The 24,721-nt window shown below is 38.7% G+C and carries 21 protein-coding genes; 13 read left to right on the forward strand and 8 right to left on the reverse strand.

The window, feature by feature from the left end; translation table 11 throughout:
• Positions 1 to 70 precede the first annotated feature (70 nt).
• Positions 71 to 1,801 (forward strand): methyl-accepting chemotaxis protein, encoded by a 1,731-nt coding sequence (locus BHF68_RS08845; protein WP_176719910.1) that lies wholly within the window; start codon positions 71 to 73, stop codon positions 1,799 to 1,801.
• Positions 1,802 to 1,984: 183 nt separating this feature from the next.
• Positions 1,985 to 3,316, forward strand: a complete 1,332-nt coding sequence (locus BHF68_RS08850; RefSeq protein ID WP_084019321.1) for a trypsin-like peptidase domain-containing protein — start codon at positions 1,985 to 1,987, stop codon at positions 3,314 to 3,316.
• A gap of 97 nt (positions 3,317 to 3,413) precedes the next feature.
• Here the strand turns inward: BHF68_RS08850 and BHF68_RS08855 are convergent, their stop codons facing one another.
• Positions 3,414 to 5,111, reverse strand: a complete 1,698-nt coding sequence (locus tag BHF68_RS08855) for a methyl-accepting chemotaxis protein (RefSeq protein ID WP_084019322.1) — start codon at positions 5,109 to 5,111, stop codon at positions 3,414 to 3,416.
• A 232-nt stretch (positions 5,112 to 5,343) separates the two neighbouring features.
• Here BHF68_RS08855 and BHF68_RS08860 point away from each other — a divergent pair, with 232 nt between their 5' ends.
• From BHF68_RS08860 to dtd, 3 genes are all read left to right on the forward strand, one after another.
• Positions 5,344 to 6,510, forward strand: coding sequence for a polysaccharide deacetylase family protein (locus tag BHF68_RS08860; protein ID WP_069643290.1), 1,167 nt, complete (start codon positions 5,344 to 5,346; stop codon positions 6,508 to 6,510).
• A gap of 113 nt (positions 6,511 to 6,623) precedes the next feature.
• Positions 6,624 to 7,118 (forward strand): low molecular weight protein-tyrosine-phosphatase, encoded by a 495-nt coding sequence (locus BHF68_RS08865; RefSeq protein WP_069643291.1) that lies wholly within the window; start codon positions 6,624 to 6,626, stop codon positions 7,116 to 7,118.
• Positions 7,114 to 7,566, forward strand: a complete 453-nt coding sequence (gene dtd, locus BHF68_RS08870) for a D-aminoacyl-tRNA deacylase (protein WP_069643292.1) — start codon at positions 7,114 to 7,116, stop codon at positions 7,564 to 7,566. The genes BHF68_RS08865 and dtd overlap by 5 nt, the downstream gene beginning before the upstream one ends.
• Before the next feature lie 62 nt (positions 7,567 to 7,628).
• Here dtd and BHF68_RS08875 read toward each other — a convergent pair whose 3' ends face one another.
• Together BHF68_RS08875 and BHF68_RS08880 are read right to left on the reverse strand one after the other, a co-directional pair.
• Positions 7,629 to 9,152 (reverse strand): M14 family zinc carboxypeptidase, encoded by a 1,524-nt coding sequence (locus tag BHF68_RS08875; protein WP_176719911.1) that lies wholly within the window; start codon positions 9,150 to 9,152, stop codon positions 7,629 to 7,631.
• 169 nt (positions 9,153 to 9,321) lie between these two features.
• A complete protein-coding gene (locus BHF68_RS08880) occupies positions 9,322 to 10,053 on the reverse strand; it encodes a VanZ family protein (protein ID WP_069643294.1) in 732 nt (243 codons plus the stop codon).
• Positions 10,054 to 10,234: 181 nt separating this feature from the next.
• On the opposite strand from BHF68_RS08880, the gene BHF68_RS08885 reads away from it, so the two are divergent.
• A complete protein-coding gene (locus BHF68_RS08885; protein WP_069643295.1) occupies positions 10,235 to 11,386 on the forward strand; it encodes a polysaccharide deacetylase family protein in 1,152 nt (383 codons plus the stop codon).
• A gap of 37 nt (positions 11,387 to 11,423) precedes the next feature.
• On the opposite strand, the gene speE is transcribed toward BHF68_RS08885, so the two are convergent.
• Both speE and BHF68_RS08895 read right to left on the reverse strand, forming a co-directional pair.
• Positions 11,424 to 12,269: a polyamine aminopropyltransferase gene (gene speE / locus BHF68_RS08890; protein ID WP_069643296.1), complete on the reverse strand. Its 846-nt coding sequence runs from the start codon at positions 12,267 to 12,269 to the stop codon at positions 11,424 to 11,426.
• 83 nt (positions 12,270 to 12,352) lie between these two features.
• The gene (locus BHF68_RS08895; protein WP_069643297.1) at positions 12,353 to 13,255 is read right to left on the reverse strand and encodes a LysR family transcriptional regulator; all 903 of its coding nucleotides are present in this window, start codon (positions 13,253 to 13,255) and stop codon (positions 12,353 to 12,355) included.
• Between the two features lie 290 nt (positions 13,256 to 13,545).
• On the opposite strand from BHF68_RS08895, the gene BHF68_RS08900 reads away from it, so the two are divergent.
• The 4 genes from BHF68_RS08900 (at position 13,546) to BHF68_RS08915 (ending at position 17,327) form a co-directional block, all read left to right on the forward strand.
• Complete coding sequence (locus BHF68_RS08900; RefSeq protein WP_245669655.1) at positions 13,546 to 14,313, forward strand: ABC transporter ATP-binding protein; 768 nt, start codon at positions 13,546 to 13,548, stop codon at positions 14,311 to 14,313.
• The gene (locus BHF68_RS08905) at positions 14,306 to 15,073 is read left to right on the forward strand and encodes an ABC transporter permease (protein WP_069643298.1); all 768 of its coding nucleotides are present in this window, start codon (positions 14,306 to 14,308) and stop codon (positions 15,071 to 15,073) included. Before BHF68_RS08900 ends, BHF68_RS08905 begins: the two co-directional genes overlap by 8 nt.
• A gap of 106 nt (positions 15,074 to 15,179) precedes the next feature.
• The gene (locus BHF68_RS08910) at positions 15,180 to 15,875 is read left to right on the forward strand and encodes a response regulator transcription factor (protein ID WP_069643299.1); all 696 of its coding nucleotides are present in this window, start codon (positions 15,180 to 15,182) and stop codon (positions 15,873 to 15,875) included.
• On the forward strand, positions 15,876 to 17,327 hold the full coding sequence (locus tag BHF68_RS08915) for a sensor histidine kinase (RefSeq protein ID WP_069643300.1): 1,452 nt from the start codon (positions 15,876 to 15,878) through the stop codon (positions 17,325 to 17,327).
• Here the strand turns inward: BHF68_RS08915 and BHF68_RS08920 are convergent.
• The gene (locus BHF68_RS08920; RefSeq protein WP_069643301.1) at positions 17,299 to 17,745 is read right to left on the reverse strand and encodes a PH domain-containing protein; all 447 of its coding nucleotides are present in this window, start codon (positions 17,743 to 17,745) and stop codon (positions 17,299 to 17,301) included. The two genes, BHF68_RS08915 and BHF68_RS08920, sit on opposite strands and share 29 nt — an antisense overlap.
• Before the next feature lie 259 nt (positions 17,746 to 18,004).
• On the opposite strand from BHF68_RS08920, the gene BHF68_RS08925 reads away from it, so the two are divergent.
• Both BHF68_RS08925 and BHF68_RS08930 read left to right on the forward strand, forming a co-directional pair.
• Positions 18,005 to 21,802 carry a phosphoribosylformylglycinamidine synthase gene (locus tag BHF68_RS08925; RefSeq protein ID WP_069643302.1) on the forward strand — a complete coding sequence of 1,266 codons (3,798 nt, stop codon included), beginning with the start codon at positions 18,005 to 18,007 and terminating at the stop codon, positions 21,800 to 21,802.
• Positions 21,803 to 21,915: 113 nt separating this feature from the next.
• The gene (locus BHF68_RS08930; protein ID WP_069643303.1) at positions 21,916 to 22,116 is read left to right on the forward strand and encodes a cold-shock protein; all 201 of its coding nucleotides are present in this window, start codon (positions 21,916 to 21,918) and stop codon (positions 22,114 to 22,116) included.
• Positions 22,117 to 22,242: 126 nt separating this feature from the next.
• Here the strand turns inward: BHF68_RS08930 and BHF68_RS08935 are convergent, their stop codons facing one another.
• Positions 22,243 to 22,671: a universal stress protein gene (locus BHF68_RS08935; protein WP_069643304.1), complete on the reverse strand. Its 429-nt coding sequence runs from the start codon at positions 22,669 to 22,671 to the stop codon at positions 22,243 to 22,245.
• A 90-nt stretch (positions 22,672 to 22,761) separates the two neighbouring features.
• Complete coding sequence (locus BHF68_RS08940) at positions 22,762 to 23,196, reverse strand: universal stress protein (protein ID WP_084019324.1); 435 nt, start codon at positions 23,194 to 23,196, stop codon at positions 22,762 to 22,764.
• Positions 23,197 to 23,607: 411 nt separating this feature from the next.
• Here BHF68_RS08940 and BHF68_RS08945 point away from each other — a divergent pair, with 411 nt between their 5' ends.
• Positions 23,608 to 24,669: a TAXI family TRAP transporter solute-binding subunit gene (locus tag BHF68_RS08945; protein ID WP_069643306.1), complete on the forward strand. Its 1,062-nt coding sequence runs from the start codon at positions 23,608 to 23,610 to the stop codon at positions 24,667 to 24,669.
• The last annotated feature ends 52 nt before the right edge of the window (positions 24,670 to 24,721 follow it).

Consider the following 24,721-nt stretch of genomic DNA (forward strand, 5'->3'; position numbering starts at 1 on the left):
TAAAAAATAATTATATAAAGTATAGATACGAACACGAGCTAAAGATTGGGATATGTGGGAGGAGAAGAACGTGCTTAACTGGATAATTAAGCTTTCTAAAAATATCGGTGTAAAAGTTATGGTAGTTGTTTGGATAGGAATATTCATAGCAGCTATTATGCAGGTTGGATTTGGCTATGGATTAAATAGAGATGATTTAATTACAAGCTCTCAGGAAAAGCTAATTGGCGATTTGCAGCTTGGATATGAATTGTTTGATGCTAGAATTCCAGGGGAATGGCGTATCGAGGACGGTAGCCTATACAAAGGTGCTACCCGAATTAATGACAATCCAGAAATTCTCGAATTGGTAGATTACATGGGTGCCTTAATGGGCAATAATACTGTGACAATATTCCAAGGGGATACCAGGGTAGCTACTAATGTTGTAACAGCTCAAGGTAATCGAGCAATTGGTACGCAGATATCTGATGCTGTTGGCCAGGTTGTGCTCAACCAACAGCAGCGTTTTTTAGGTAGGGCTGACGTTGTTGGCACTTGGAATCAGACTGCCTATGACCCAATTTATGACGGTTCGGGCAATGTTATAGGAATTTGGTATACTGGCGTGCCTGAGGATTATTATTTTCAATTAGCTAGAGATGGAATTATTCCAAATGTTATTGTCGCGTACTTCTCAGCTAGTATTTATGCTACTATTCTATTCTTTATTTTAAAGTATTTGATTTTCACACCAATTCGTAGGCTGCAGAAATCAGCTTATGAAATCTCTCATTATAATTTAGCGATTGAACCAATAGATAAATATAGAGAGGACGAGATTGGTGATTTAACCAAGTCCTTTAATCAAATGCTTAATAATTTAAAAGAAATTGTAGGAAGTGTAACAAATAGCGCCGAAAGGGTTGCTTATATATCAAATAACCTTTCAGATGGAGCAAAGCAAACAGAGCAGGCTTCTCAGCAGGTAGCCCAAAATATTAATGAAGTTGCTGATGGAACAAATAGACAATCTGAGTATGCAAATAATATCATGGGCATGATGGAGAGCACTCAACAAAGTGTGGAAGCTGGGCATCATGAAGTTATAGAAACTGTTAAAAAAGCCAAAAACTCAACAACTACAGCTAGACAGGGGCAGGCCTCTATTAACAAAGCAATTGACAATTTAGGTGAGGTTACTAAAACGGTGCAGTTTGCAACAGATGCAATCCAAAAGCTTGGACGCCGCTCAGACGAGATTGGTGGCATCGTTACAATTATTTCAGATATTTCTAATCAGACTAATCTATTGGCACTTAATGCAGCAATCGAAGCAGCTCGCGCAGGGGAACAGGGTCGAGGTTTTGCAGTCGTATCTGATGAGGTAAGAAAGCTTGCAGAGCAATCTAACCAGGCCGCAGAAAAAATTGCAAACTTAATTCAAGATATACAGGCTGAAACATCAGTTACAGTTAGAACAATGGAGAGCAATCTTGAAGCGGTAGAGACACAAGTAAGCATCATTCGTGATGGTGGGGAAGCTTTAGATCAGATTGTTAAGAACGTTGAAGAGTCAGAATCTGACGCGGTTAATATTCAAGACGTATTTAATAGTTTGCGGGAAAATGCGAACAAGGTCATGGAGGCAATAGAAGAGATATCTTCAATCATAGCTTTGTCGGCGTCTTCAAGTCAGCAGGTAGCAGCAGCTGCTGAAGAACAATCAGCCACTATCGAAGAAATCTCAAACAACTCGAATGAGTTGGCAGATATGTCAAATAAGCTGAAGGCAGAAGTGCAAAAGTTCAAAACTAACTAAAATCTAAAACTATAAATACATCTTCTTAAATAGAAAGCATCCAATATTACGAATAGTCTTGTAGTATTAGATGCTTTTTTTATATATTTATACACCTTTTAACATATAACAGTTGTTCTCAAGACAATACAATCTGATATATTAGTAGATAAGAAAAGAGAATAATGAATTGAGAAAAGAGAAATGAAAAACGAGAACAGAGAATTGAGAATGGGAGCTGAGAATATGCGTAAAATACTCTTCGGTTTTTTATTAGGTGCTATACTAATGGCATCAGTGAACGTATCAGCGTCTAGTGAGATAATAGCACAATTATCAAGCTTTAACTTTACTGTTAACGGTGAACAAAGACAAGTTGAAAACCAGCCAATCGTTTATAATGATCGATCCTACCTTCCAGTTAGGGAAGTAGCAAACTTACTAGGGTATGATGTAGATTATGATCCAGAGACTAGGAGCATCATATTAACAACGCCGCAAGGGACTCCAACAAATGTACAGCAAAATCAACAAACCCAAGAAACTCAAGGGCAAATTGTTGGTGATGACTTCCACAGTCCGATAATAGAAGCAGTAGAAAAGGCTAAACATTCAGTAGTTGGGGTAGTGAATCTACAGAGGACCTTCCGTTCAGGGACAATGCTTACAGAAGCTGGTACTGGATCGGGAGTTATCTATATGATAGAAAACGGAAACGCATACATAATAACAAATCATCATGTTATCGAGAATGCACATGAAATTAACGTCTCTTTGCCAAATGGTGACCGTATAAATGCAGAATTAATTGGTTCTGATGAGCTGACAGATTTAGCGGTACTAAGGGCTAACGCTTCAGAGCTGAGGGGAACTACGGTGATATCTATTGGTGATTCCAATCAATTGCGTCAAGGTGAGCCTGCTATAGCCATTGGCAATCCCTTGGGGCAACGTTTTGCACAGACTGTGACAGTAGGAGTAGTTAGTGGTACCAATCGTTTGTTGCCTGTTACTATTGCTGGCTCTATTGTACATGAAGTTGAAGTTATTCAAACAGATGCGGCCATTAACTTCGGAAATAGTGGAGGGGCGCTAGTTGATGTTAAGGGTAATTTGATAGGCATTAATAGTGCAAAGATTGCCCAAAGTGGTGTTGAAGGAATCGGATTTGCTATTCCTATATCAAACGCTATGCCTGTTATATCAGATCTTATGGAGCACGGTTATGTTGTACGTCCATACCTAGGAATAACACCTAGGGATGTACAATCGCTACCAGTGCAACAACGTGCGGAGCTACCTGTTAATAGGGGTGTAATTATAGCGGAGCAGCCAATAGGGCCAGCCCAACAAGTAGGCTTACAGATGCTGGATATAATTGTAGCTATTGATGGTGAGCCAGTTAATAATGTCATTGATTTACGCAGGGTGTTGTTTAGGAAATCCGTAGGGCAGACCGTAATAGTTGCTTTCTACAGAGGTCAAGATCGCCAACAAGTCCAAGTACAGCTAGCAGAACTGCCTAACTCACGCTAAAACTGACTTTTATTGAAAACAACAAATATTATAGATAAGGCGCTAATAATCAGGTAAGTGATTATTAGCGCCTTTATTTAGACTTTAAATTTTTACTTTAGACTTTGAATTTCGCTATTGAGTTCTTAAGTTCATCTGCCATAGATTGCAAAGAGCTAGCGGAGGCAGTTATCTGTTCAATGGCGGCACTTTGTTCCTCTGTTGAGGCTGCGACCTCCTCGAATTGGCTTGAGGAGGCCTGCGCAATATCGCTTATATCCTTAATTGCACCTGATATATGTTCAATGTTATTGGCAAGCATCTCTGATGTAGCAGTGATTTCTTGGATTTGTGATGATACACCCTTTGTTGATTGAGCTATGTTAGCAAAGATAGCTTGTGCATTTTCAACCATTTGTCGTCCTGCTAGCACTTCAGTTTGAACAGTATTCATAGCCTTTACAGAAGTATTAGTATCTGCCTGAACCTGACCTATTAACTCTGTGATTTGACGGGCAGAAATCTCTGACTGTTCAGCAAGCTTACGAACCTCCTCGGCTACTACAGCAAAACCTTTGCCATGCTCTCCTGCCCTTGCAGCTTCAATGGAAGCATTTAATGCCAATAGGTTTGTTTGCTCAGCTATGCCTGTTATTACACTTACGATTTTCTCTATGTCCTTAGAACGTTCCTCTAGGGATTGTATATTTGTAACTGTATCGTTAACGTAGTCGCGCACCTGATTCATCTGTGACATAGTTTTTTGAATAGAGTGATTACCATCATCGGCCTGTTCAGATGTTTTTTGTGAGATAGCTGCAACGTCTATAATATTACTTGTTACTGCTTGTATGTCACATGTTATATCAGTTGTAGCCGTGTTGCTCTTTTCAACAGAAATTGCCTGCTGTTCAGAACCAGCAGCAGCTTCTTCTATAGCTGCGTTAATATGCTCAGTACCTTTGATGGTTTGCTCACAGCCCGCAGCAAGACTTGTTGAGGAATGGACTAGGTTATCAGATAAGCGTATAATATGCTTAATCAAATCACTTAAATTGTTGCGCATTTGATTATAGCTTTTATTTAATATACCAATCTCGTCATTAGACACATCAGTAAGTTGAATGGTAAAATTGCCATTTCCTGCTTCGGCAAACACATCTGTTAAGGAGCGTAAACGCTTATTGATATCTAACACGAAGAAAACTATCACAACAATTGCAATGAATATTATACCTAAAAGGGAAATGAATAATGCAGTCTTTGCTGATGTGATTGTAGAATCAATAAATTCCTGCGGTGCACCAACATACCATATACCAATTAAATCTCCAGCAGCATTTTTAATAGGCATATATGCAGCCTGGTATACAGTTCCTACAACATTTGCTTCTCCTAAGAAGACTTCACCTCGGCTTAGGACTGCTTCAGCAACCTGACTTGAAACCTGTGTTCCGACGGCTCGTTTGCCATCTATCGTAACATTTGTTGCGACTCGCGTATCTCCAAGGAATATAGTTACTGTATCCCCTGTTAACTCACCAATTCTGTCCACTAGCTGGAAATTTTCATTCATGCGGATATTTCCTTTGTATAGTTCGTTATCGACTACCTGCCAGTCACCGGGGTATAGGGTGTCTATATATTCGTACCCTAAATATAAATCAGAAACTGCCTTCTCTAAAGCTGTAGATTTCACTCCAGCTTCAATTTGTTTAATCATTACTATTCCAGCAATGACAGCAAACATTAAAAGCAAACTAATAGTAATAATGCCGATTTTATAGCCTAGTTTTAAGTTCTTCCATAGCTTCAATGTTCCTTACCTCCAGGAAAATACTGTTATATAACTGTTGTGAAACAACTATTACAAAGTCATAGTATATAATAAGAAGCAAAAATTACAATCGCTCTAAATTACTAGGAAATAGTGTCTTAGTACAGTGGGAATATTTAGCATAAATCTCATTTTGCACATTTCAATATAGATTCTGGGTAATGATACTGTATAAGCAAGGAATATATCTAAATGTTGAAGGAGTATGCAAATGTTCAAGACTGTATTTAAAAGGTTTGGCGTTTTTACTATTGCCTTAGCTATTGTAACGAGTTTATATATAAGTTACATAAACACTGCTATTTATACCTGTGCAATTAATATCAGTGCGACTAATACCAACGTAGCTATTTCTGATTTTCAAGTTGAAATTGACGCGCTCTATAATCAGCTCGAACCAATATATGTTCAAGGGACAGTGAGATGGTGGAGCTTAATTCCTAATATAGAAGCAATGCAGAAATTACAGCAATTACAGCAATTGTATAGCGAACCAAATAATAAATTTATTACAAGGGACAACATTCTGCAGGTTATGGCAGATAAGCATAACATGCCTGTACGATTGTTGGAGTCGATAAGTGGTTCGGCGGGCAGACAGACCTTTTTAGAGCCTGAAGAAGCACGGGCATTGATTGCTTCATTGTATACAATAAAACCCGCCAAGGATGTGCCTGTACTATCCTACCATCACTTGCTGCGAGCTAAGGAAAACAGAAAATATAGCAATAACAACATTGCTATATCCGTGGAAATGTTTGAGGAGCATATGTCTTTACTAAATGAACATGGATTTGTTACACTCACTATGGATGAGCTTGCACTGTTTCTCGATGGCTTAATTCAAATTCCAGAAAAAAGTGTAGTAATAACCTTTGATGATGGATACTTAAGTAACTTCGTTTATGCCTACCCAATATTAAAGGATTATGGTTTTCGCGCAACAATCTTTACGATAACAGGAATGCTTAGGGATGAACCAGTAGAATTTGATCCAGATTTGTTACAATTTTTTAGCTGGCAGGAGATGGATGACTACAGGGATGTGTTCGATTACGCTGGTCACACACATGATTTGCATTACATATCAATGAATGTGAGTTTTCTAAAGTCACGCTCCCAAAGTAGAATAACTAAGGATTTAAAGCAGTCGCGTGATCTTCTAGGTACTGATTATTTCGCCTATCCTTACGGACAATACAACAAAAATATTATCCAAGCACTAAATGAAGCTGGATATACCATGGCTTTTACTACTAATCCTTACCGTGTTGAGCCTGGAACAGATAAATATAAAATTTCCAGGCTATGCGTAGTTTCCAAGACTAAGTTAGCCTACTTTAAAAACTTCGTTGGAATAGAAGATATGAGTGAATAAGAGTTGATATAATCAGAGTTGATATATGCAGATAAGTTAATAAGTATTAGATTAGCTTACTAAGTTATGTTAAAATGATGAAATTGGAGTATTTATGGGGAGGAAAAAGTAGGATGATACATGTTCTATTTGTCTGTTTAGGCAATATTTGTAGGTCGCCAATGGCAGAGGCGGTGTTTAGAAAATTAGTAAAACAAGAGCGCCTAAATAATCATATTTTCATAGACTCGGCTGGAACAGGGGGGTGGCATGTTGGTAAACCCCCTCACCAAGGTACGCAGGATATTCTTCAGGAGCATGGGGTTGACTATCAAGGGATTAAAGCAAGACAATTGCATCCAGATGATATTAATAGATTTGATTACATTATAGTTATGGATCAAGAGAATTTAGAAAATGTTAATCGATTGCTACAAAGCATAAAACAACAAAAAGACAATTATGTAGCTAAATTATTAGAGTTTGCTACTGATAAATCTTATGAGGATGTGCCAGATCCTTATTACGTAGGTGGATTTGACAAGGTCTATGATTTGATTGAAGATGGCTGCAAAGGGTTATTAACAACTATTAAGAAGCAACATAGCATAGGGGGAGATTCAGATTAAGGTAGTAATTCAAAGAGTAGTTAGTAGCAATGTATATCTGCCAAAGGAGCAGGAAACTTCTGGGGCTATTGATAAAGGCTTATTGGTGCTTTTGGGAGTTGGTCCAGAAGATGCTGATGAGGACATGCAGTATATAATTGATAAAATGATACATTTGCGGATTTTCGAGGATGAGGCTGGGAAAATGAATTTGTCAGCTAAAGATATAGGTGCAGAAATCCTTGTTGTATCTCAATTTACTCTGTACGCTGATTGTCGGAAGGGGAGACGTCCCAGCTTCACGCAAGCAGCACCACCTGATAAAGCCAATGCCATGTATGAACAGTTTGTACAAAAGCTCAAGGACGAAGGTTTTACAGTTGCCACAGGGAAATTCGGAGCATTTATGCAAGTAGAGCTAATAAATGATGGGCCAGTAACCATAATACTTGATAGTAAAGAAAGGTGATTGTTTTTGAACAATCACCTTTCTGCATAGAAGCGTCAACAATCTCCACGCAATTATAAACATTATATAGCAGCAACAGCGGTTAAGGTAGCGTAAAGAACCCTGCTTCTTTCATTGAAGTAGGCGTTCATAAATTTCATTGCACCGACAGTTCTTTGTACATCGACTACGTTTGTTGTCTCCACAGTAATGCTCGGTATTTGCAGTCTATAAGTACCCCAGCGATTTATAGTAGTATTATTATGAACGGCAGAAGCATCATGGTTAATATATCCTGTTACAGAGGACATAGCACTAGCAATCTTACGTGCCTGCGTAGTTAATAAATCAGGTACTTGAACGAAGCTGCCGTCGTCCTGTCTATTATAGTTGGTATTGCTAAAGTTCCAGTACAAGATTCTGCCACTGCTGTGATAATCTAGTAGTAACACAGAGTTTTTCTGACGATAATGGTTGCATAGTATTTTAGACTCTACCTCACTCTCGACATCATCCCCCATGAAAAAAGCGTAAGTAGGTTCTAGGAAACCAGGCCTTCGTCTGTTAGAAATATCATCTCGAAGTAATTCTCGCATACCAGTATCCATATTTCTATTTAAATCCACACCATTAATATTTGCTTTCCAACGTGTAAAATCATATCCTGCGGGAACATGGTTATTATTTAAGCGATAGAGCTCTTCCGCGCGCTGCGGAAAAGCGTATGCACCGAATTGACACAGGGCTGTACCATCTGGATTTACTGAAGGGATAAAGTGTATCGAAACGTCATCTAGGAGCTGTCTTACGTTTTTACCTTGATAGTATCCATTGCTTTTATACAAGCTAGCATATTCTTTAATTTGTTCTATCAATATCGGGATGTTCAACCATTCGTTGCCGTGCATAGCACCATGGGCTGTTGCAACTTTTTCTCCGTTGCCTAAGCGAATCCCCCAGATATCATACTCTCCAGAAGTGGATTTGCCCATGCTATGAATATCTAAAACGTCACCATAATAGCGTTTTAGCCAGTTAAGGTCAGCTACTAAATCATTATAGGTGTATAAGATGGTGGCGTTAAATGGGTATACACTATAACTTTTTAAATCTGGATTTCTAGAATTTATATAGAGTTTATCCTCTAATACAATCAGCGGCTTATTGTTATTAAATGTAAAGTCAACTCTTAGGCTCAGCTCTTCTGCTAGATATCTGAGTGGTATATAAAGTCGGTTATTATGAATTACTGATTCCGTGTCCATCTCAATTGTTTCGCCATCATTACGTATATAGAAATTGCTATGAACAGGAAAATATAAAGCCTTGCTGTCATCGTCTCTGATAATCGCATAGCGAGATTCCTCGTGCCAATCCACGGTCCGTCCAAATTTCTCTGATACAAAACGTAAAGGCACCATAGTTCTATTATTTTCGTCGATAAAAGGTGTATAATCATCAAGGTACTGAGACTTACCGTTCATCTGTATGTCTATAAGCCCATTATAGGGAATATTATAGGCGTGAGCTTGCTTAAAATCTAAAGCACTTATTGCTAAAGCGCTGGCAAAGGTGCTAACTAGAAAATCCCTTCTTTTCAATAACAATCATCCCTTCTGTCAATACTCTCATTATCAATTTTCATATAATATATTAGAATTTTTTAAAAAGTATATTCATCGGGAGTGAAGTTAGACCCAGAAATAGTTACAAAAAAGAAGCTAGCAACGAATTGAAACGATAGTTTCGGTTCGTTACTAGCTTCATGGTATTTTATTATGTAATATCTTTGCTGGCTAGGTCTTTTTCCAGCTCGTCAATCCTTTTCTGCAGCTCCATGATTTTAGCTTGATTAGCAGCTTCGGCTTCATCGATTTTTTCCTCGTCACTACTAACTACTTTTTTATCGTTATCTTTATCGCTCTTTACTTCTTTATCCTCATCACCATCTATTTCATGGTTGCTTTGTTGATAGAATCTTTGTCTTCCAGCTTTAGTTAAGAACAAAGAGAATACAATTAAACAGGTTGCTAGGGTTACTCCTATCATATCGATAAAAACATCAACAGTACTTCCAACCCTTCCATCGACGAATGATTGTCTATATTCATCGACGAATGCTATGATACCGCCACTAATAAATGCTAGTGCCACTGAGATTTTTGAACTCTTTATATATTGGTGGTATAAGAAAAAAAGTGCAATAGTTATTATGAAAAACACGACAACGTGGGCAACTTTTCGTAAGAAGAACTCAATAATGATTGGGTTATCTCGAGCATAGGCGAGGAAATCCTGAGTTAAAGTATCTATATGTCGTAGTTCACCAAAGTTTAGTGGGACCTTAGCAGCAAGCCATTCAGACAATCGCACGATTAGAAAGTCTATGTTCGACATTGCAGAATTAATCGAGCTTAGTACTGGTAAAACACGTAATCCTGGTATGGAAGATAAGAAATATAGCCCTCCAATTAACAATATGACAATAATCCAAGCGCGCGCCCTCACAATATCACCTCCATAAGCTTTCTTGTTTCTACATAAATTCATAACTACTATATAAAAGTTTACCATAAAGCAAGGTGAGAAGGTGTAGCTTCTCTTAAATTAAAGTATAAATCTAAATTCCCACACATATATTGACATAGCACCATGTTAGACAAGTGCTTATAAGGTGGGAAATTGATATATGGGAAAGCGAACAACAATTGCTTTAATAATTGCATTATTAATAATCGTTACTGGTTATGGAATCGCTGTAGGTGAAAGCCGTAATGTAAAAGAAGACGGTACGCATGTTTATCGAAATGTTAACAACGTAGTATTCATAGAAGCAAATGAAATAGCAGAGTTACTAGATATGCAAGCAGACTATTCTGGAGCATTTCTTGCATTTCGTGGGCAAACTTCAGCAGAAGATATCATCTATATCGATAAGCAGACCTTTACATATAAAGGATATAAGCATATGTTGCTAGTTCCATATAAGCGAATTGATTCAAAAATTTATATTGATGAAACTTTTCTATATATATTAGGGTTAGGGCTTAATAAGTACACTTATAATGTAATTATAACTAATGCTTCAATAGCTAACAATGAAGAAACGCAAGCTCATGTTTTCTTAATTAAAAGTATAAATCTACCGACGACAAATATTAAGCATAATAGTATTCCAATATTGATGTATCACAAGATTGCAGAGCCTAGTGCAGGTAATCCTATGAGGCAGTTATATGTATCTACTGAAAATTTTAATGAGCAAATGCGAACGCTTAAAGAGAATGGATATAACACGGTAACAATGGAGGAGGTATATAGGCATTGGGAATATGGAGACCCACTACCTGAAAAGCCAATAGTTCTAAGCTTCGATGACGGTTACCTAACTGATTTAATCAATGCAAACCCAATTTTAATAAGACACGAATATAGAGGCAACTTTTATGTGAATCCTGGGGGAGTGTTAAACAACAGTCCTGGCCTGATGTCAATAGAGCAAATTCAAATGCTAGCTGGCTATGGACACTTGATAGGTAGTCACGGATACTATCACTCGGATTTATCAATGCTATCAGCGCACTTAACCGATATAGAGCTATCATGGTCAAAAGCAACTCTAGAGAGCTGGCTAGGAAGAATGGTGGAGCATTTTTGTTATCCTTATGGTCGCTATCAGAGCTATACATTAAAAGCCCTAGAAGACATAGGGTATAAAACAGCATTGACTACTCAATATGGCTTTGCTAACAGCAATCAAGATTATTATCAACTAGCACGGATACGCATTAATTACTCCGATGACTTAAGGACATTTAAAAGAAAGGTAGGAATAAGGTGAAACACATCACCTATCCTACCATAAATCGTTAAACTAATTACTTTAATGCCTGCTTCATGAACTCAGGAATGCTAAAACAACGCTCGAGGATATCAGCGTTCACATAGGATGCTGCCTTATCCCAGCCCGTAGCTATTGATTCAGGTGTATACTTCTTAGAGCCTAGAGAAAAGCTCCATAAGCCCCCTGGATATGTTGGCACAACGGCAGTATAGACGTCTGTATGAGGGAATAGCGTCTTAAGCTTTGTTTGCGTTTCATTTACGATATCCATATGAAATATTGGAGATTGACTTTGACACACCATTAGTCCGTCAGCCTTTAAAGAAGCTGCGACACCAGTGTAAAATTCTAGTGAAAACAACTGAGTTGCAGGTCCGATTGGATCAGAAGAATCGATTATAACGACATCATACTGATTTGGTTGATTTCTAACATGCTTGGTGCCATCAGCATAAATGAAATTCACGCGTGGATCAGATAGGTTGCCAGAAACCTCAGGTAGATGCTTCTTAGATAGCTTCACGACCAATTCGTCAATTTCCACCATATCAACTCGGGTCACGCTGTCGTATTTTACTACTTCCCTGGCAACACCGCAATCACCACCACCAATAATTAATACATTTTCTGGCTTTGGATGGGTCATCATTGGTATATGGGTAATCATTTCATTATATATAAAACCATCAATTGAAGTTGTTTGAATAACTCCATCAAGCACTAATGTTGGTCCGAAATCGTAAGTATCTAGTATCATAACATGTTGAAACGGGGATTGTTCAGCATGTATTACTTTCTTAACTCGATAACTTAGCTTAAGGTTTTCGCGGTCATCCTCTGTTAACCATAATTCTCCGTCTACTTCTTTAAGCCATTTCATAAATCATTACCTCCCCAGTAAATAATATAATATCTCTCTATTCCTATTAAGAAAAACTAATCTATGTAAGCCTTATTCATTATTCAATCGTTTTGAAAAGATGGCTTTAATAAATTAACAAACTCCAACGCTGCTTTAGGCAATTCAATATGCTTGTTAGCGACAATTGCTAGCTGTCGGCTTGGTATGTATTCTTGGACATTGAGGGCGAATAATTCACCCGACGCTAGCTCCTGCTGGATATAATCCTTAGTTATAAAGGATATACCAAAGTTGATTTTCACCAAATCAATCAGTAGATCTAAGCTGCTAAGTTCTATTTCAGGCTCTAGTGATATCTTGTGGGTTAATAAATATTGGTCGAGAAAATCCCTCGTAGTGGTATTTTTCTCTAATGCTAATAATGGCAGGTCAGCTAATTCCTGAAGTGCAAGTGCTTTATTTTTTAGTTTAGAAAACCCATTACCAGCCACAAATACATCTTGAATCAATTTTGATTCAAGAATCCGCACAGAGTCATGCTTTAGCTTCTCTGGCAGATGAATAATCACAACATCGACGGCGCCTTTACTTAACAATTCGAGGCAGGTAGGGGAAGGGCGATTTGTAACATGAATTTTTATCTGTGGATATTTTCTGTTGAATTCACGGAAATATGGCAACAGATAGTGCTTGCAAATGGTATCACTTGCACCTACGCGTACCTCGCCAGATTGTAGGGATGCTAACTCAGACAGCTTGCGCTCTCCGTTTTTAATAGCATAGTAGGCCTGTTCAATGTGCTGGAACAAAACTCCACCCTCGCGGGTTAAGCTGACACTTTTTGTACTTCTATAGAAAAGCTTGCAGCCGAGTTTATCCTCAAGGAGTTTAATTGACTGACTAATGGCTGATTGTGACACATACAACCTACTAGACGCTTCAGAAAAGCTTAAGCTTGAAGCAACGTGGTAAAAGACCTTGTAGAGTTCAAAGCTTATATCCATAGTTAATCTCCTTTTTAGAGTTCCTAAATATGATTTAATAGCTTGCGATTTAATACCGAATAGTTAATAAACTCTTAATAATTTAATAAGCAGTATGTAAGTATTTTCGGGCACAATAATACTAATAGAAAAAATTGTAGCACAAATTGTATATAAAGAAAACTTAGTTCAGATGGAGTTTTTACACCACCTGAACTCTAGTTGCACTTATTTCGAAGCTTGGCGGCACTTATCTCCACTGGGAGATTAGTAACGCCGCTGAGATAAATCAACGCAGGAGGGTGATTAATGTGAAAAACAGTTCCGAACAAATGATTAACGATAATGTTGTTCTGCAAGTAAACAATGTGGCTAAATCCTTTGCTAAAAACAAGGTGATTCATGATATTACATTTGAAGTAAGACAAGGAGAGGTATATGGTTTTCTTGGTCCTAACGGGGCTGGTAAGACTACCCTTGTGCGCATGATGCTAGGTTTGATAGATTTTCAGCAGGGCATTATAAAAATCCATGGTCATGACATAAAAAAGGATTTTAAAAGCGCAGTTCGTGAAGTTGGAGCAATAGTAGAAACGCCATACTTTTATCCGTATATGAGTGGCTATGATAATCTACGTCTTGCAGCAAACGTATACGATGGTGTAACCAAAGAGAATATTGATGAAGTCCTTGAAATGGTACAGATGAAAAAGCGTAGTAAGGATAAGGTTCGCACATATTCCCTTGGTATGAGACAGCGCCTGGGTATTGCGCGAGCATTATTGCATAAACCAAAGCTGGTAATCCTAGATGAGCCAACCAATGGCCTTGACCCCCAGGGTATGCGGGAAATACGTGAATTAATCAGACAGCTAGCTATTGAGCGGGATATAACGTTTTTTATCTCGAGTCATTTACTGAAGGAAGTTGAGGTTACTTGTGACCGTGTAGCTATCTTAAACGAAGGAAAATTATTAGCTACTGGTACAGTGCAGGAGCTATTAAAAGAAGCAAACGCTGATAATTTCGAGGATTACTTTATCGAGCTGACAAAGAAGGAGCGTGAACTGCATGTCTAACTTAATTTACAATGAAATATATAAAATGATTGCGAACCGTAAACTGGTGATTTTCTTATTCCTAACAATAGGTATACTATTGCTGCCAGCGGCTTCGTTAATAATACCTGAACTTGATATCCCGTTTACAGGGCAGGATTATGCCATAAACATGCTATCTGGCACAATTTCCATGCTGCTGCCGTTATTCATAATAGTTATGTTGGCTGAAATGTTTGCCTCTGAATACGAGAAAGGCACATTGAAAAATAGCCTGATTCAACCAGTATTAAGGACAGAAGTCTTAGCAGCTAAGGTTATTGCTGTAGGGATTATTACCTCAGTACTGCTACTAGTGTCGATGATCTTTAGCTATATAATTGGAACTCTGTTATTCGGCTGGGGTGAAGGGGTTTTAATTGGTGGTGAAACAGTATCAGGAATCAACGGAGTGCTAATTACTTTAGCCAGTCACTTAGTTTCGCTGATACCATTAATGGCATTTGCCTTTGTAATTCTAGCGATTTGCGTTGCTGCATCTAGTGGCACAACAGCTATAGGTGTTAGTATAGGTGTGTTTTTTGCACTAACTTTTCTTGGACAGTTAGTCGAGCAGGTGCGCCCATATCTTATCACTACCCATCTTTCCTTTTACATTCAAGTGATTGAACCTGCTTTACGACAAAATCTTTTGTTCACAGTTGTAGTTTTAGCTGCTTATGCTGTTGCTTTCCTAGTGCTTGCAGTGGCTATGTTCAAACGCAAGCAAATTATATTGTAATACTTTCCAGTAGGACGTATAAGTAGTATGATAGATGTAGAATGCATAATGACAAAATAAAACGTTAAACCAAGTAGCTATGACTTCTGAATGAGTAGGTGAAAAGATGTCAGGTGAGAAAATATTAATTGTCGATGATGAACGGGAAATAACAGAATTAGTTAAAGACTACCTAGAAAACGAAGGCTATGAAGTAATAATGGCATTTGATGGTGAAGAGGGGCTTCGACTTTACCATGATAAACAGCCAGACTTAGCAGTGCTTGATATTATGCTGCCAAAATTAGAAGGAACGGAGCTTTGTCGGCAAATACGCAATCATTCAACAATTCCAATCATAATGCTTAGTGCTAAGAAGAACGATATTGATAAAGTCCTGAGCTTAGGCTTGGGAGCGGACGATTATATGACAAAGCCATTTAGCCCTAGCGAGTTAGTTGCTAGGGTTAAAGCCCATTTGCGTAGGTATTTTCATTTATCTGAGGTAAAAGCAAAAAACGAAACGTTAAAATACCTAGATTTAGAGCTTGATACTAAGGGGCATAACGCTTATGTTGCAGGAAAAGCAGTAGAATTATCGGCAAAGGAGTTTTCTCTGCTGAGTTTTCTGGCAACTAGTCAAGGACAGGTTTTCACTAGAGAACAAATTTTTAATCAGGTATGGGGATATGATGACTTCGGCGATATTAACACAATAACTGTACATATTCGAAGATTGCGAGAAAAAATTGAGCCTAACCCAGCTGCTCCAATGTATATCAAAACTGTTTGGGGTGTTGGTTATAAGTTTGGAGGTAAATAAATGAAGCTTAGCTCCAAAGCAATAAAAACTAGCATTCAGACCAAGCTTATTCTAGCTTTTTTGGCAGTTATCGTAGTGCCAATAGTAACTACTGCGGGTTCTATGTGGTTATTGGTTGGACAAATGCAAAACCAATATGATATGGAACAGCTTGAAAGCTTGCAATATATAAATATCGAACTTAGAGATGCTATAACTGCAAGCTATACAGAACTCATTAATCAACCAGAATTGTTCGCCACAGAAATTGCAGGTGTTTTAGAGCACTATGAGATTGATGTGCAAATTTATGCAGAGGACGGCAGTCTGCTGTTTGATTCCTTTGAAAGGCTTAATAATGCAGCGATTGATACTGAAGCACGTGATGAGCGCTTTGGTGGGCTAATCGATAATTTCTCGCAAAGCACTATGACTGTACAGGTGAACTATGATACAAACGTACATGTAATAGTTTACTTTAGCCCAACCTCAATGCCGTCTCAAATTATGGTCGGTTTTGCAAAAGTACTAGGTGCAAGTCTATTATTTGGCTTTATATCATTAGTGCTTGCAATAGGCGGCTTTACCTGGTTTATTTCCCGTAGCATTTTACGTCCGTTGTCTGAGCTTAATCGTGCTACAGAACGCATTACTGATGGTGACTTTGATTTCACCATGAACTACCACAAAGATAATGAATTTGGCAGACTGGTCAAAGCTTTTCAGTTAATGAAGGATAGGTTAAAGGAGTCGATAGATAAGCAAGCAGAGCAGGAACGCCTGCGAAAAGAGCTTGTAGCAAATATTTCGCACGATATCCGAACGCCAGTAGCGTCTATCAAGGGTTACGTGGAAGGTATTCAGGATGGAATTGCGAACAATCAACAACAGCTAGACAAATACCTATCTGTCATTCATGACAAGACAGATCAATTGGACCGCTTGGTTGACGACCTATATAAGTACTCCCAGTTAGAAGTAGGGAAAATGGATGTAATACTTAATGAGTATCAGCTTGACGAATTTTTCAATTCGATATTGGCTCAGTTTGAGATGCAGTTTGCTGCAGACACTCTTGAATTAACTATAGAAGCAAAAGCTTCTGATGGCTATCTGAGGGCAGATAAACAACGCATTCTGCAGGTAATGGAGAATGTAGTAAATAACGCTAGACGCTATATTGACGACAAAACGGGCAAAATAGAGATTAAAGTAGAGCAAGCTGATACTGCATTTCTGCTAGTGTCTATCAAAGATAATGGTAGGGGGATTGCTGAAGAAGATTTGCCCTATGTATTTGACCAATTTTATCGTGGGGAAAAATCCCGTTCCCGTCAATTTGGCGGTACAGGACTAGGTCTATCTATAAGTAAATATATTATTGATGCCCATGGTGGTAAGATGTGGATTGAAAGCAGATTAGGACAAGGAACTACGGTGCATTTTACTTTGCCAGTATTTTTGAAACCTTAATGGAATTATTCTTTTTTAACAATTCCTCTATAAAAATTTGTTTATTCTCAGGGGAAATTATGACACTGCCAAATCCAGTTTTGTAGTGAACCTCTATCGCATCCTTGGCAAATAGAATACGGTATCCTACCCAAATATTTGGATCTCCTGTAATTTTAAATATATCTTGGTACTTAATTTTGGACCTGAACGGTCCACCTTTTACGTATAGATAGTCCTCGTATAAAACATACTTTATATCGACTGCTAGCCATATAAGCAAGCCCGTAGTAATGATGTTTAAAAACATAATAATCATAAATTCGTTCGAGTGAAACTCAGTAAGGAGAAAAGGCACTAGGAAAGATAAGTTGATCAGTAATACCAGCGATATCCATATAACAACGAAAAAACGGTCTCTTTTAGTTTTAAAATTCATTAATGTTGACCCTCCAGTATATGATTATTAAAAGTAGTAGGTAGCCCATAGTATAGTAGCATATTTTTACTTAAAAACCTATACTGGTTATATTAATTATTGAAATGCAAATAGCATGCATATATTAGCGGACCTTATATAATGCATTATTAACATTAATAACAATCATAAAAGAAAATCTGTTACAATAATAGTAGTGTAAGTACGGGACAATATAAGAGAAACTCATTAGATGATATGCGGTAAAGGAGAATGAATCATGGTCAATAACGACGTAAGAAGAATCTATGTAGAGAAGAAGCCAGGTTTTGACATCGAGGCTCAAAAGCTAGCTAAGGAATTCGTTACTAATCTAAACATATCAGAGCTAAAGAAAGTACGTGCAATTAATCGCTACGATGTTTCTGGGATGGATGACGCAACATTTGCCCAAGCAAAGAACACAATTTTCTCAGAGCCACCGGTGGATACGGTTTATGAGGAAGAGTATCCATTGCCAGAAGGTGCCAAGGTTTTTGCAGTTGAGTTCTTGCCAGGACAATACGACCAACGGGCAGACTCCGCTGCTCAATGTGTACAGCTATTAACCCAAGGGGACAGACCGAATGTAAACACGGCGCGTGTTATCGTTCTCGAAGGCAATATCACAGAAGCTGACGTGGCTAAAATTAAAGATTATTACATTAACCCTGTAGAATCTAGGGAAGCAAAGCTAGAAAAACCGACAACACTTGAGATGGTAATGGACGAGCCTAAAGATGTAGCGATTATTGATGGCTTTGTAGATATGGATGACCAAGCACTTAAAGCATTCATGGATGACATTGGTTTTGCGATGAACTATGAAGACTTAAAGTTCTGTCAGGAGTATTTCCGTGATACGGAAAAACGTAATCCAACGATTACTGAGCTAAAAGTAATTGACACTTACTGGTCTGATCATTGTCGTCATACTACTTTTATGACAGAGATTACTGACGTTCAGATTGATAAAAGCAAGCTAACAGAGCCAATTGAACAAGCGTATAAGCACTATATTAATGCGCGCGAAGCTGTTTATGGAAGTCAGGAGCGGGCAATGTGCCTGATGGATATGGCAGTTATCGGTATGAAGGAGCTGCGTAAACTCGGAAAGCTTGATGATTTAGATGCCTCTGAAGAAATTAATGCTTGTAGTATCGTAGTAAATGTAGATGTTGACGGCGAGAATCAAGAATGGCTTGTTATGTTTAAGAACGAGACCCATAATCATCCGACGGAAATAGAGCCATTTGGTGGTGCTGCAACCTGCTTAGGTGGTTGCATTCGTGACCCATTATCTGGACGCTCCTATGTTTATCAAGCGATGCGTGTTACTGGTAGTGGCGATCCCCGTACGAAAATTGAAGACACTCTTCCAGGTAAGCTTCCACAGCGTAAAATCACAACGGAAGCTGCTGCGGGTTATAGCTCATATGGTAATCAAATTGGACTAGCTACTGGACATGTTGCAGAAGTATATGACGAAGGCTTTATAGCTAAGCGCATGGAAATTGGTGCAGTAGTAGCTGCAGCGCCAAAGGAAAACGTCGTGCGTGAGCGTCCTGCTAAGGGTGATGTTGTTATCCTAGCTGGAGGACGCACAGGCCGTGATGGCTGCGGTGGCGCAACTGGTTCCTCGAAGGAGCATGATGAAGATTCACTGTTTAGCTGTGGTGCAGAGGTGCAGAAGGGTAATCCACCGACAGAGCGTAAAATTCAGCGTCTATTCCGCAAACCAGAAGTAAGTCAAATGATTAAAAAATGCAATGACTTCGGTGCTGGTGGTGTATCAGTCGCCATTGGTGAATTGACAGACGGTCTTGAAATAAATCTTGATGTAATTCCGAAAAAATACGAAGGCCTTGACGGAACAGAATTAGCAATATCTGAGTCCCAGGAGCGCATGGCTGTCGTCGTAGCTGCTGAGAATGCAGAACGATTTATCGAGCTTGCAAAGACAGAGAATGTCGAGGCAACAGTTGTAGCAGAGGTTACGGATTCGAGACGCCTACAAATGTTCTGGCGTGGCAATGCAATAGTTGATATAAGTAGGGATTTCTTAGATACTAACGGTGTCAAACAGGCTACAAAAGTACACGTGCAAGCACCTGATGAGCAAGCACCGTTTTTCGCGACCAAATCATCAGTCGATTTAAAGCAACAATGGCTTAATAACCTACAGGACTTAAATGTATGTAGTCAGAAGGGATTAGTCGAGCGCTTTGACAGCTCCATTGGTGCTGGCACTGTGTTAATGCCATTTGGCGGCAAGCATCAAGCTACACCAACTGAAGGAATGGTAGCAAAAATCCCTGTACTTAAGGGCGAGACAAGCACAGCAACAATTATGACCCATGGATACAATCCTAAATTATCCAAATGGAGTCCGTTCCACGGTGCAATGTATGCCGTTGTTGAAGCAGTTGCTAAGGTAGTAGCTATCGGTGGTAGCTATGAAGGAATTAGACTTACATTGCAAGAGTACTTTGAAAAGCTAGGAACTGATGAAACGAAGTGGGGTAAGCCGTTTAGTGCACTGTTAGGAGCATATCTAGCTCAGAAGGAGTTCGGTATCCCAGCAATTGGTGGTAAGGATAGTATGTCTGGAACATTTAAGGATATTCATGTTCCACCAACCCTAGTTGCATTTGCGGTAGCTGTCGTAAATGCAGCAAACGTAATCTCGCCTGAGCTAAAACAAGCAGGCAGTCAGCTAGTATTAGTAAAGGCAGACCGTGATGAGCAGGGCGTAATTGATTTCGCTCAACTAAAAACAAACTTCGCGACAATCACAAAGCTGATTGAAGATGGTAGTGTTCTTGCGGCTCACACTGTGAAATATGGCGGATTAGCTGAGGCAGTTTCGAAAATGACCTTTGGTAATAAAATTGGCGTATCGCTACAGGCGGCGCAAGCGATAGATTGGTTTAGCCCAGATTACGGGTCAATTGTGCTAGAGATGCCTGCTGATATAAATGTTCAAGCAGCTTTAGGGGATGCAAACTATCAAGTGCTAGGTCAGACAATAGAGCAACCTGAAATTAGACTTATAGAAGAAAAAGATTCTACTGAAGCTATTATGCAAATTTTGATTGCTGACTTGTATAAGGCGTGGGAACAGCCATTAGAAAACATCTTCCCAACAAAGACAGCATCAATTAACAGTGATAAAGCAATAGAAGATTATTCGCAAGAGCAAACAAAAGTTGTAAAAAGCACTGCCTTAGCAAGGATAGCTAAGCCAAGGATTGTCATACCAGTATTTCCAGGGACAAACTGTGAATATGATACACAAAAAGTCTTTGAACAGGCTGGTGGCCTCGCCGATACACTTATAATCCGTAATTTAACAGCTAGTGATATTGAAGAATCCGTTGCGGTACTAGTTGACAAGCTGAGTCAAGCGCAGATTATGATGCTGCCAGGAGGCTTTAGTGGTGGTGATGAGCCTGATGGTTCAGGGAAATTCTATGCTACCCTCTTTAGAAACCCTAGAATTAAAGAAGCAACTATGGAGCTTTTACAAAAACGTGATGGTCTGATTCTGGGAATTTGTAATGGATTTCAAGCCTTAATCAAGCTAGGATTACTGCCGCACGGAGAAATCCGTGAGATGACACCAGAGTCACCAACACTGACCTATAATACCATTGGTCGTCATATATCATGTATGGCAATGACTAAAGTAGTATCTGACAAGTCACCGTGGTTTAATAACGTACAGGTAGGAGATATGCATAACATACCATTCTCCCATGGTGAAGGTCGTTTTGTAGCTCCTGAAGACGTAATACAACAGCTTGCAGCAAATGGCCAAATAGCGACGCAATATGTCGATGAAGCGGGTCAGCCAACCTATGATATCCGCTATAACCCAAATGGATCAATGTTTGCCATTGAAGGAATCACAAGTCCAGATGGACGTATATTAGGGAAAATGGGTCACTCTGAGCGTATCGGTAAGCAGGTTGGAATTAATACGAGTGGTAATAAAGATCAACAGCTCTTTAACGCTGGGGTACGCTACTTTCAATAATTTTTACATTTTTAGGTATGAAATTTGTTAAATTGCTACAAACTAAGACAGAAGTAAATTTTATATAGTATGCACTAATAAAGTGGGTACTGAATTTTAGGAGGAAAAGAATTATGCAACAAGGTACAGTAAAGTGGTTCAATGCTAGCAAAGGTTTTGGTTTTATCGAAGTTGAAGGTGGAGATGATGTGTTTGTGCATTTCTCTGCTATCGGTGGAGATGGATTTAAAACCTTAGAAGAAGGTGAGAGAGTATCGTTTGAAGTTGTCGATGGTGCTCGTGGACCACAGGCTGCGAATGTAAACAAAGTCTAATATATAAATATATAGATAGCTGTTTATTCCATTAGAAAAGGGCTGTTGCTAACGAATTTAATCATTCGTTTTGCAACAGCCCTTAACTAGTTTTGTTAATAATTTATCAACTAACCGTTATATAACCTATCTTACAACTAAAACATCACATGGGGCGTGGCGTATAATGTATTCAGATACACTACCAACTAATACCCTTTCAAGGGCGTTAGTTCCCGTTGCTCCGACTACAATTAAATCTGGATTAGCCTTAGGGATAATAGTTTGAATAATCTCGCGTTTAGCTGACCCTGTTTCTAAGAGAGTTTCAACTTTTGAAACTCCAGTGTTTAAGGCAGAATTTTTAAATTCTACGATGAGCTCCTCGGCACTCTGCTTTGCTAAATTGAGAATTTCAGCGTCATAAGGCTTATAATCTGAGTAAATAGGAATGTCGACAACGTGGGTGATTGTTAAGGTTGCATTGTTTTCTGTAGCTAATGTAACAGCCCTGCTGAAAGCCTTCTTAGATTCATTAGAACTGTCTACTGCAACTAAAATTGATTTATACGCCATTTGATAACCTCCTTAAGTTCATAAAAGTATTGTTTGTATTAAATCTATCCTATCTCGAAAAGTTGTGCAATATGCAAGCTGTTTTAAAGTTTAAGACCTTACAACAAGTACATCTACTGGAGAGTGTCGCACAACGTATTCAGATACGCTACCAATTAGTATACGATCTAAGGCGCTCATTCCAGTAGCACCAACTACAACCAAGTCAGGCTGCACACTGGGGATAACGTCTTCTGTGAGCACTCTTTTGGCCATCCCATGCTTAATGACCAAATCAACGGCTGTAACACCTTGCTGAAATGCCTTTTCTTTATAAGTATTTAACATTTTTCCTGCCTCTTCACGGGCTAAATCGCGCTTATCATCATCTGGTGCTAACAGCTTATAGTCGTAATCAGTTGGTATGCCAAGTGCGTGTACAATTGTCAAAATTGCTTGATTATCCCTAGCGATACTTACTGCACGATTAAAGGCTTTTTCAGATTCGTTTGAACGGTCCATTGCTAACAATACTTTTTTGTACATAATAATCAACCTCTCCTTCTGAAATTGTTTATAAATCTTGATAATCGCCAAGGCTCACTGTTCTTACTTATATAATAATAAAAAACACACAATTTATAAAAGTATTATGTGCTTTTTGCTTGAGTTATTAGCAAAACTGATGATTCGCCTATTGAAACACAGTTTCAAAATAATGCTATATAGTTATAGAGTATGATGAGTAGTTATATTTGACTGAAACATTGCTTAGTGCAGATAAGTATTGTTGTACCAGGAGTTTTTTTGAAGCACAAGAAAATTCAAATAAATTCCACAATGAACAATATGAACAAAATGTTGAACTGTGCTAAAAACAGTGTTAATATTAGTTTGTGTAATAGCACAGTTTGTATAACAGATAAACAATGTGCACAGAAGAAGGGGAGGAATAATATGTTGAGAAGTAAGAAATTAACCGTATTGTTAACAGCTTTACTTGTACTATCTTTAGTAGTAGTAGGATGTGGCGGCGGAGGGCAAGATACATCAACTTCAGATCCAGCACCACAACCAGGTAATGGCGATCCAGCACCAGCACCAGATGGCCCAGACAAGTCTGATTGGCCAAGAAGTCTTCAATTAGGAGCTGCTTCTATTGGTGGAGCATATTATGTATACGCTGGTGGTATTGCTAACGTATTAGAAGAAAAAGTTGGAATTTCAACAGGAGTAGAGGTAACTGGTGGCCCTGTACACAACATTCAATTAGTAGAAGTTGGAGATTTAGACTTAGGTCTTGTAACGATGGGACCAGCTTGGGAAGGTTGGCATGGCGAAGGTGACTGGACGAACGGTCGCGAGCACCAAAACATGAGAGCTATTTTCCCAATGTACAATACTTACTCACAATGGTGGGCAAGTGTTAACTCTGGAATTACGAGCATTGCAGATTTAGACGGTAAGCGTATAGGAGCAGGACCACAAGGTGGTACTGCAGGAGTATATCACCCGAGCTTTGCTGAATTAGCAGGAGTTAATCCAAACTTCCGTTTTGCAGGACTTAGTGATCTAGTAGGTAACCATTTAGACAGACAATTAGATGCAAATAGCTTTGCTTCTGGTATACCAGTTGCAGGGGTTTTAGAAACTTCTTCACAAATGAACCTTGTTATGTTCGGTGTTGATGGTGAGTTAAGAGATAAAGTTATGGAGAAATATCCGTTCTGGACTGCAGCGCAAATTCCAGTATCGGCTTACCCTGACTTCTTAACTGAGCCAGTTGAAACAGTTGCGATTGGTAACTGGGCAATTGCTAATAAAGATCTTCCAGACAGCTTAGTATATGAGATTGTTAAAGCGATTATGGAGAACAATGATATGATGATGCAAGCGCACCAAGCAGCAGCAGAGACTTTACCAGAGTTCGCAGCTGACAACACTTGGATGCCTATGCACCCAGGAGCAATTAAGTACTTTGAAGAGATTGGCATTCAAATACATCCTGATGTAAAATAGTCGTTAATTACTAGTTCCAATAAAGGGAATTTGTGATAGACTAAAATAGCTA

This window comes from Desulfuribacillus alkaliarsenatis (assembly GCF_001730225.1).
Taxonomy (GTDB): domain Bacteria; phylum Bacillota; class Bacilli; order Desulfuribacillales; family Desulfuribacillaceae; genus Desulfuribacillus; species Desulfuribacillus alkaliarsenatis.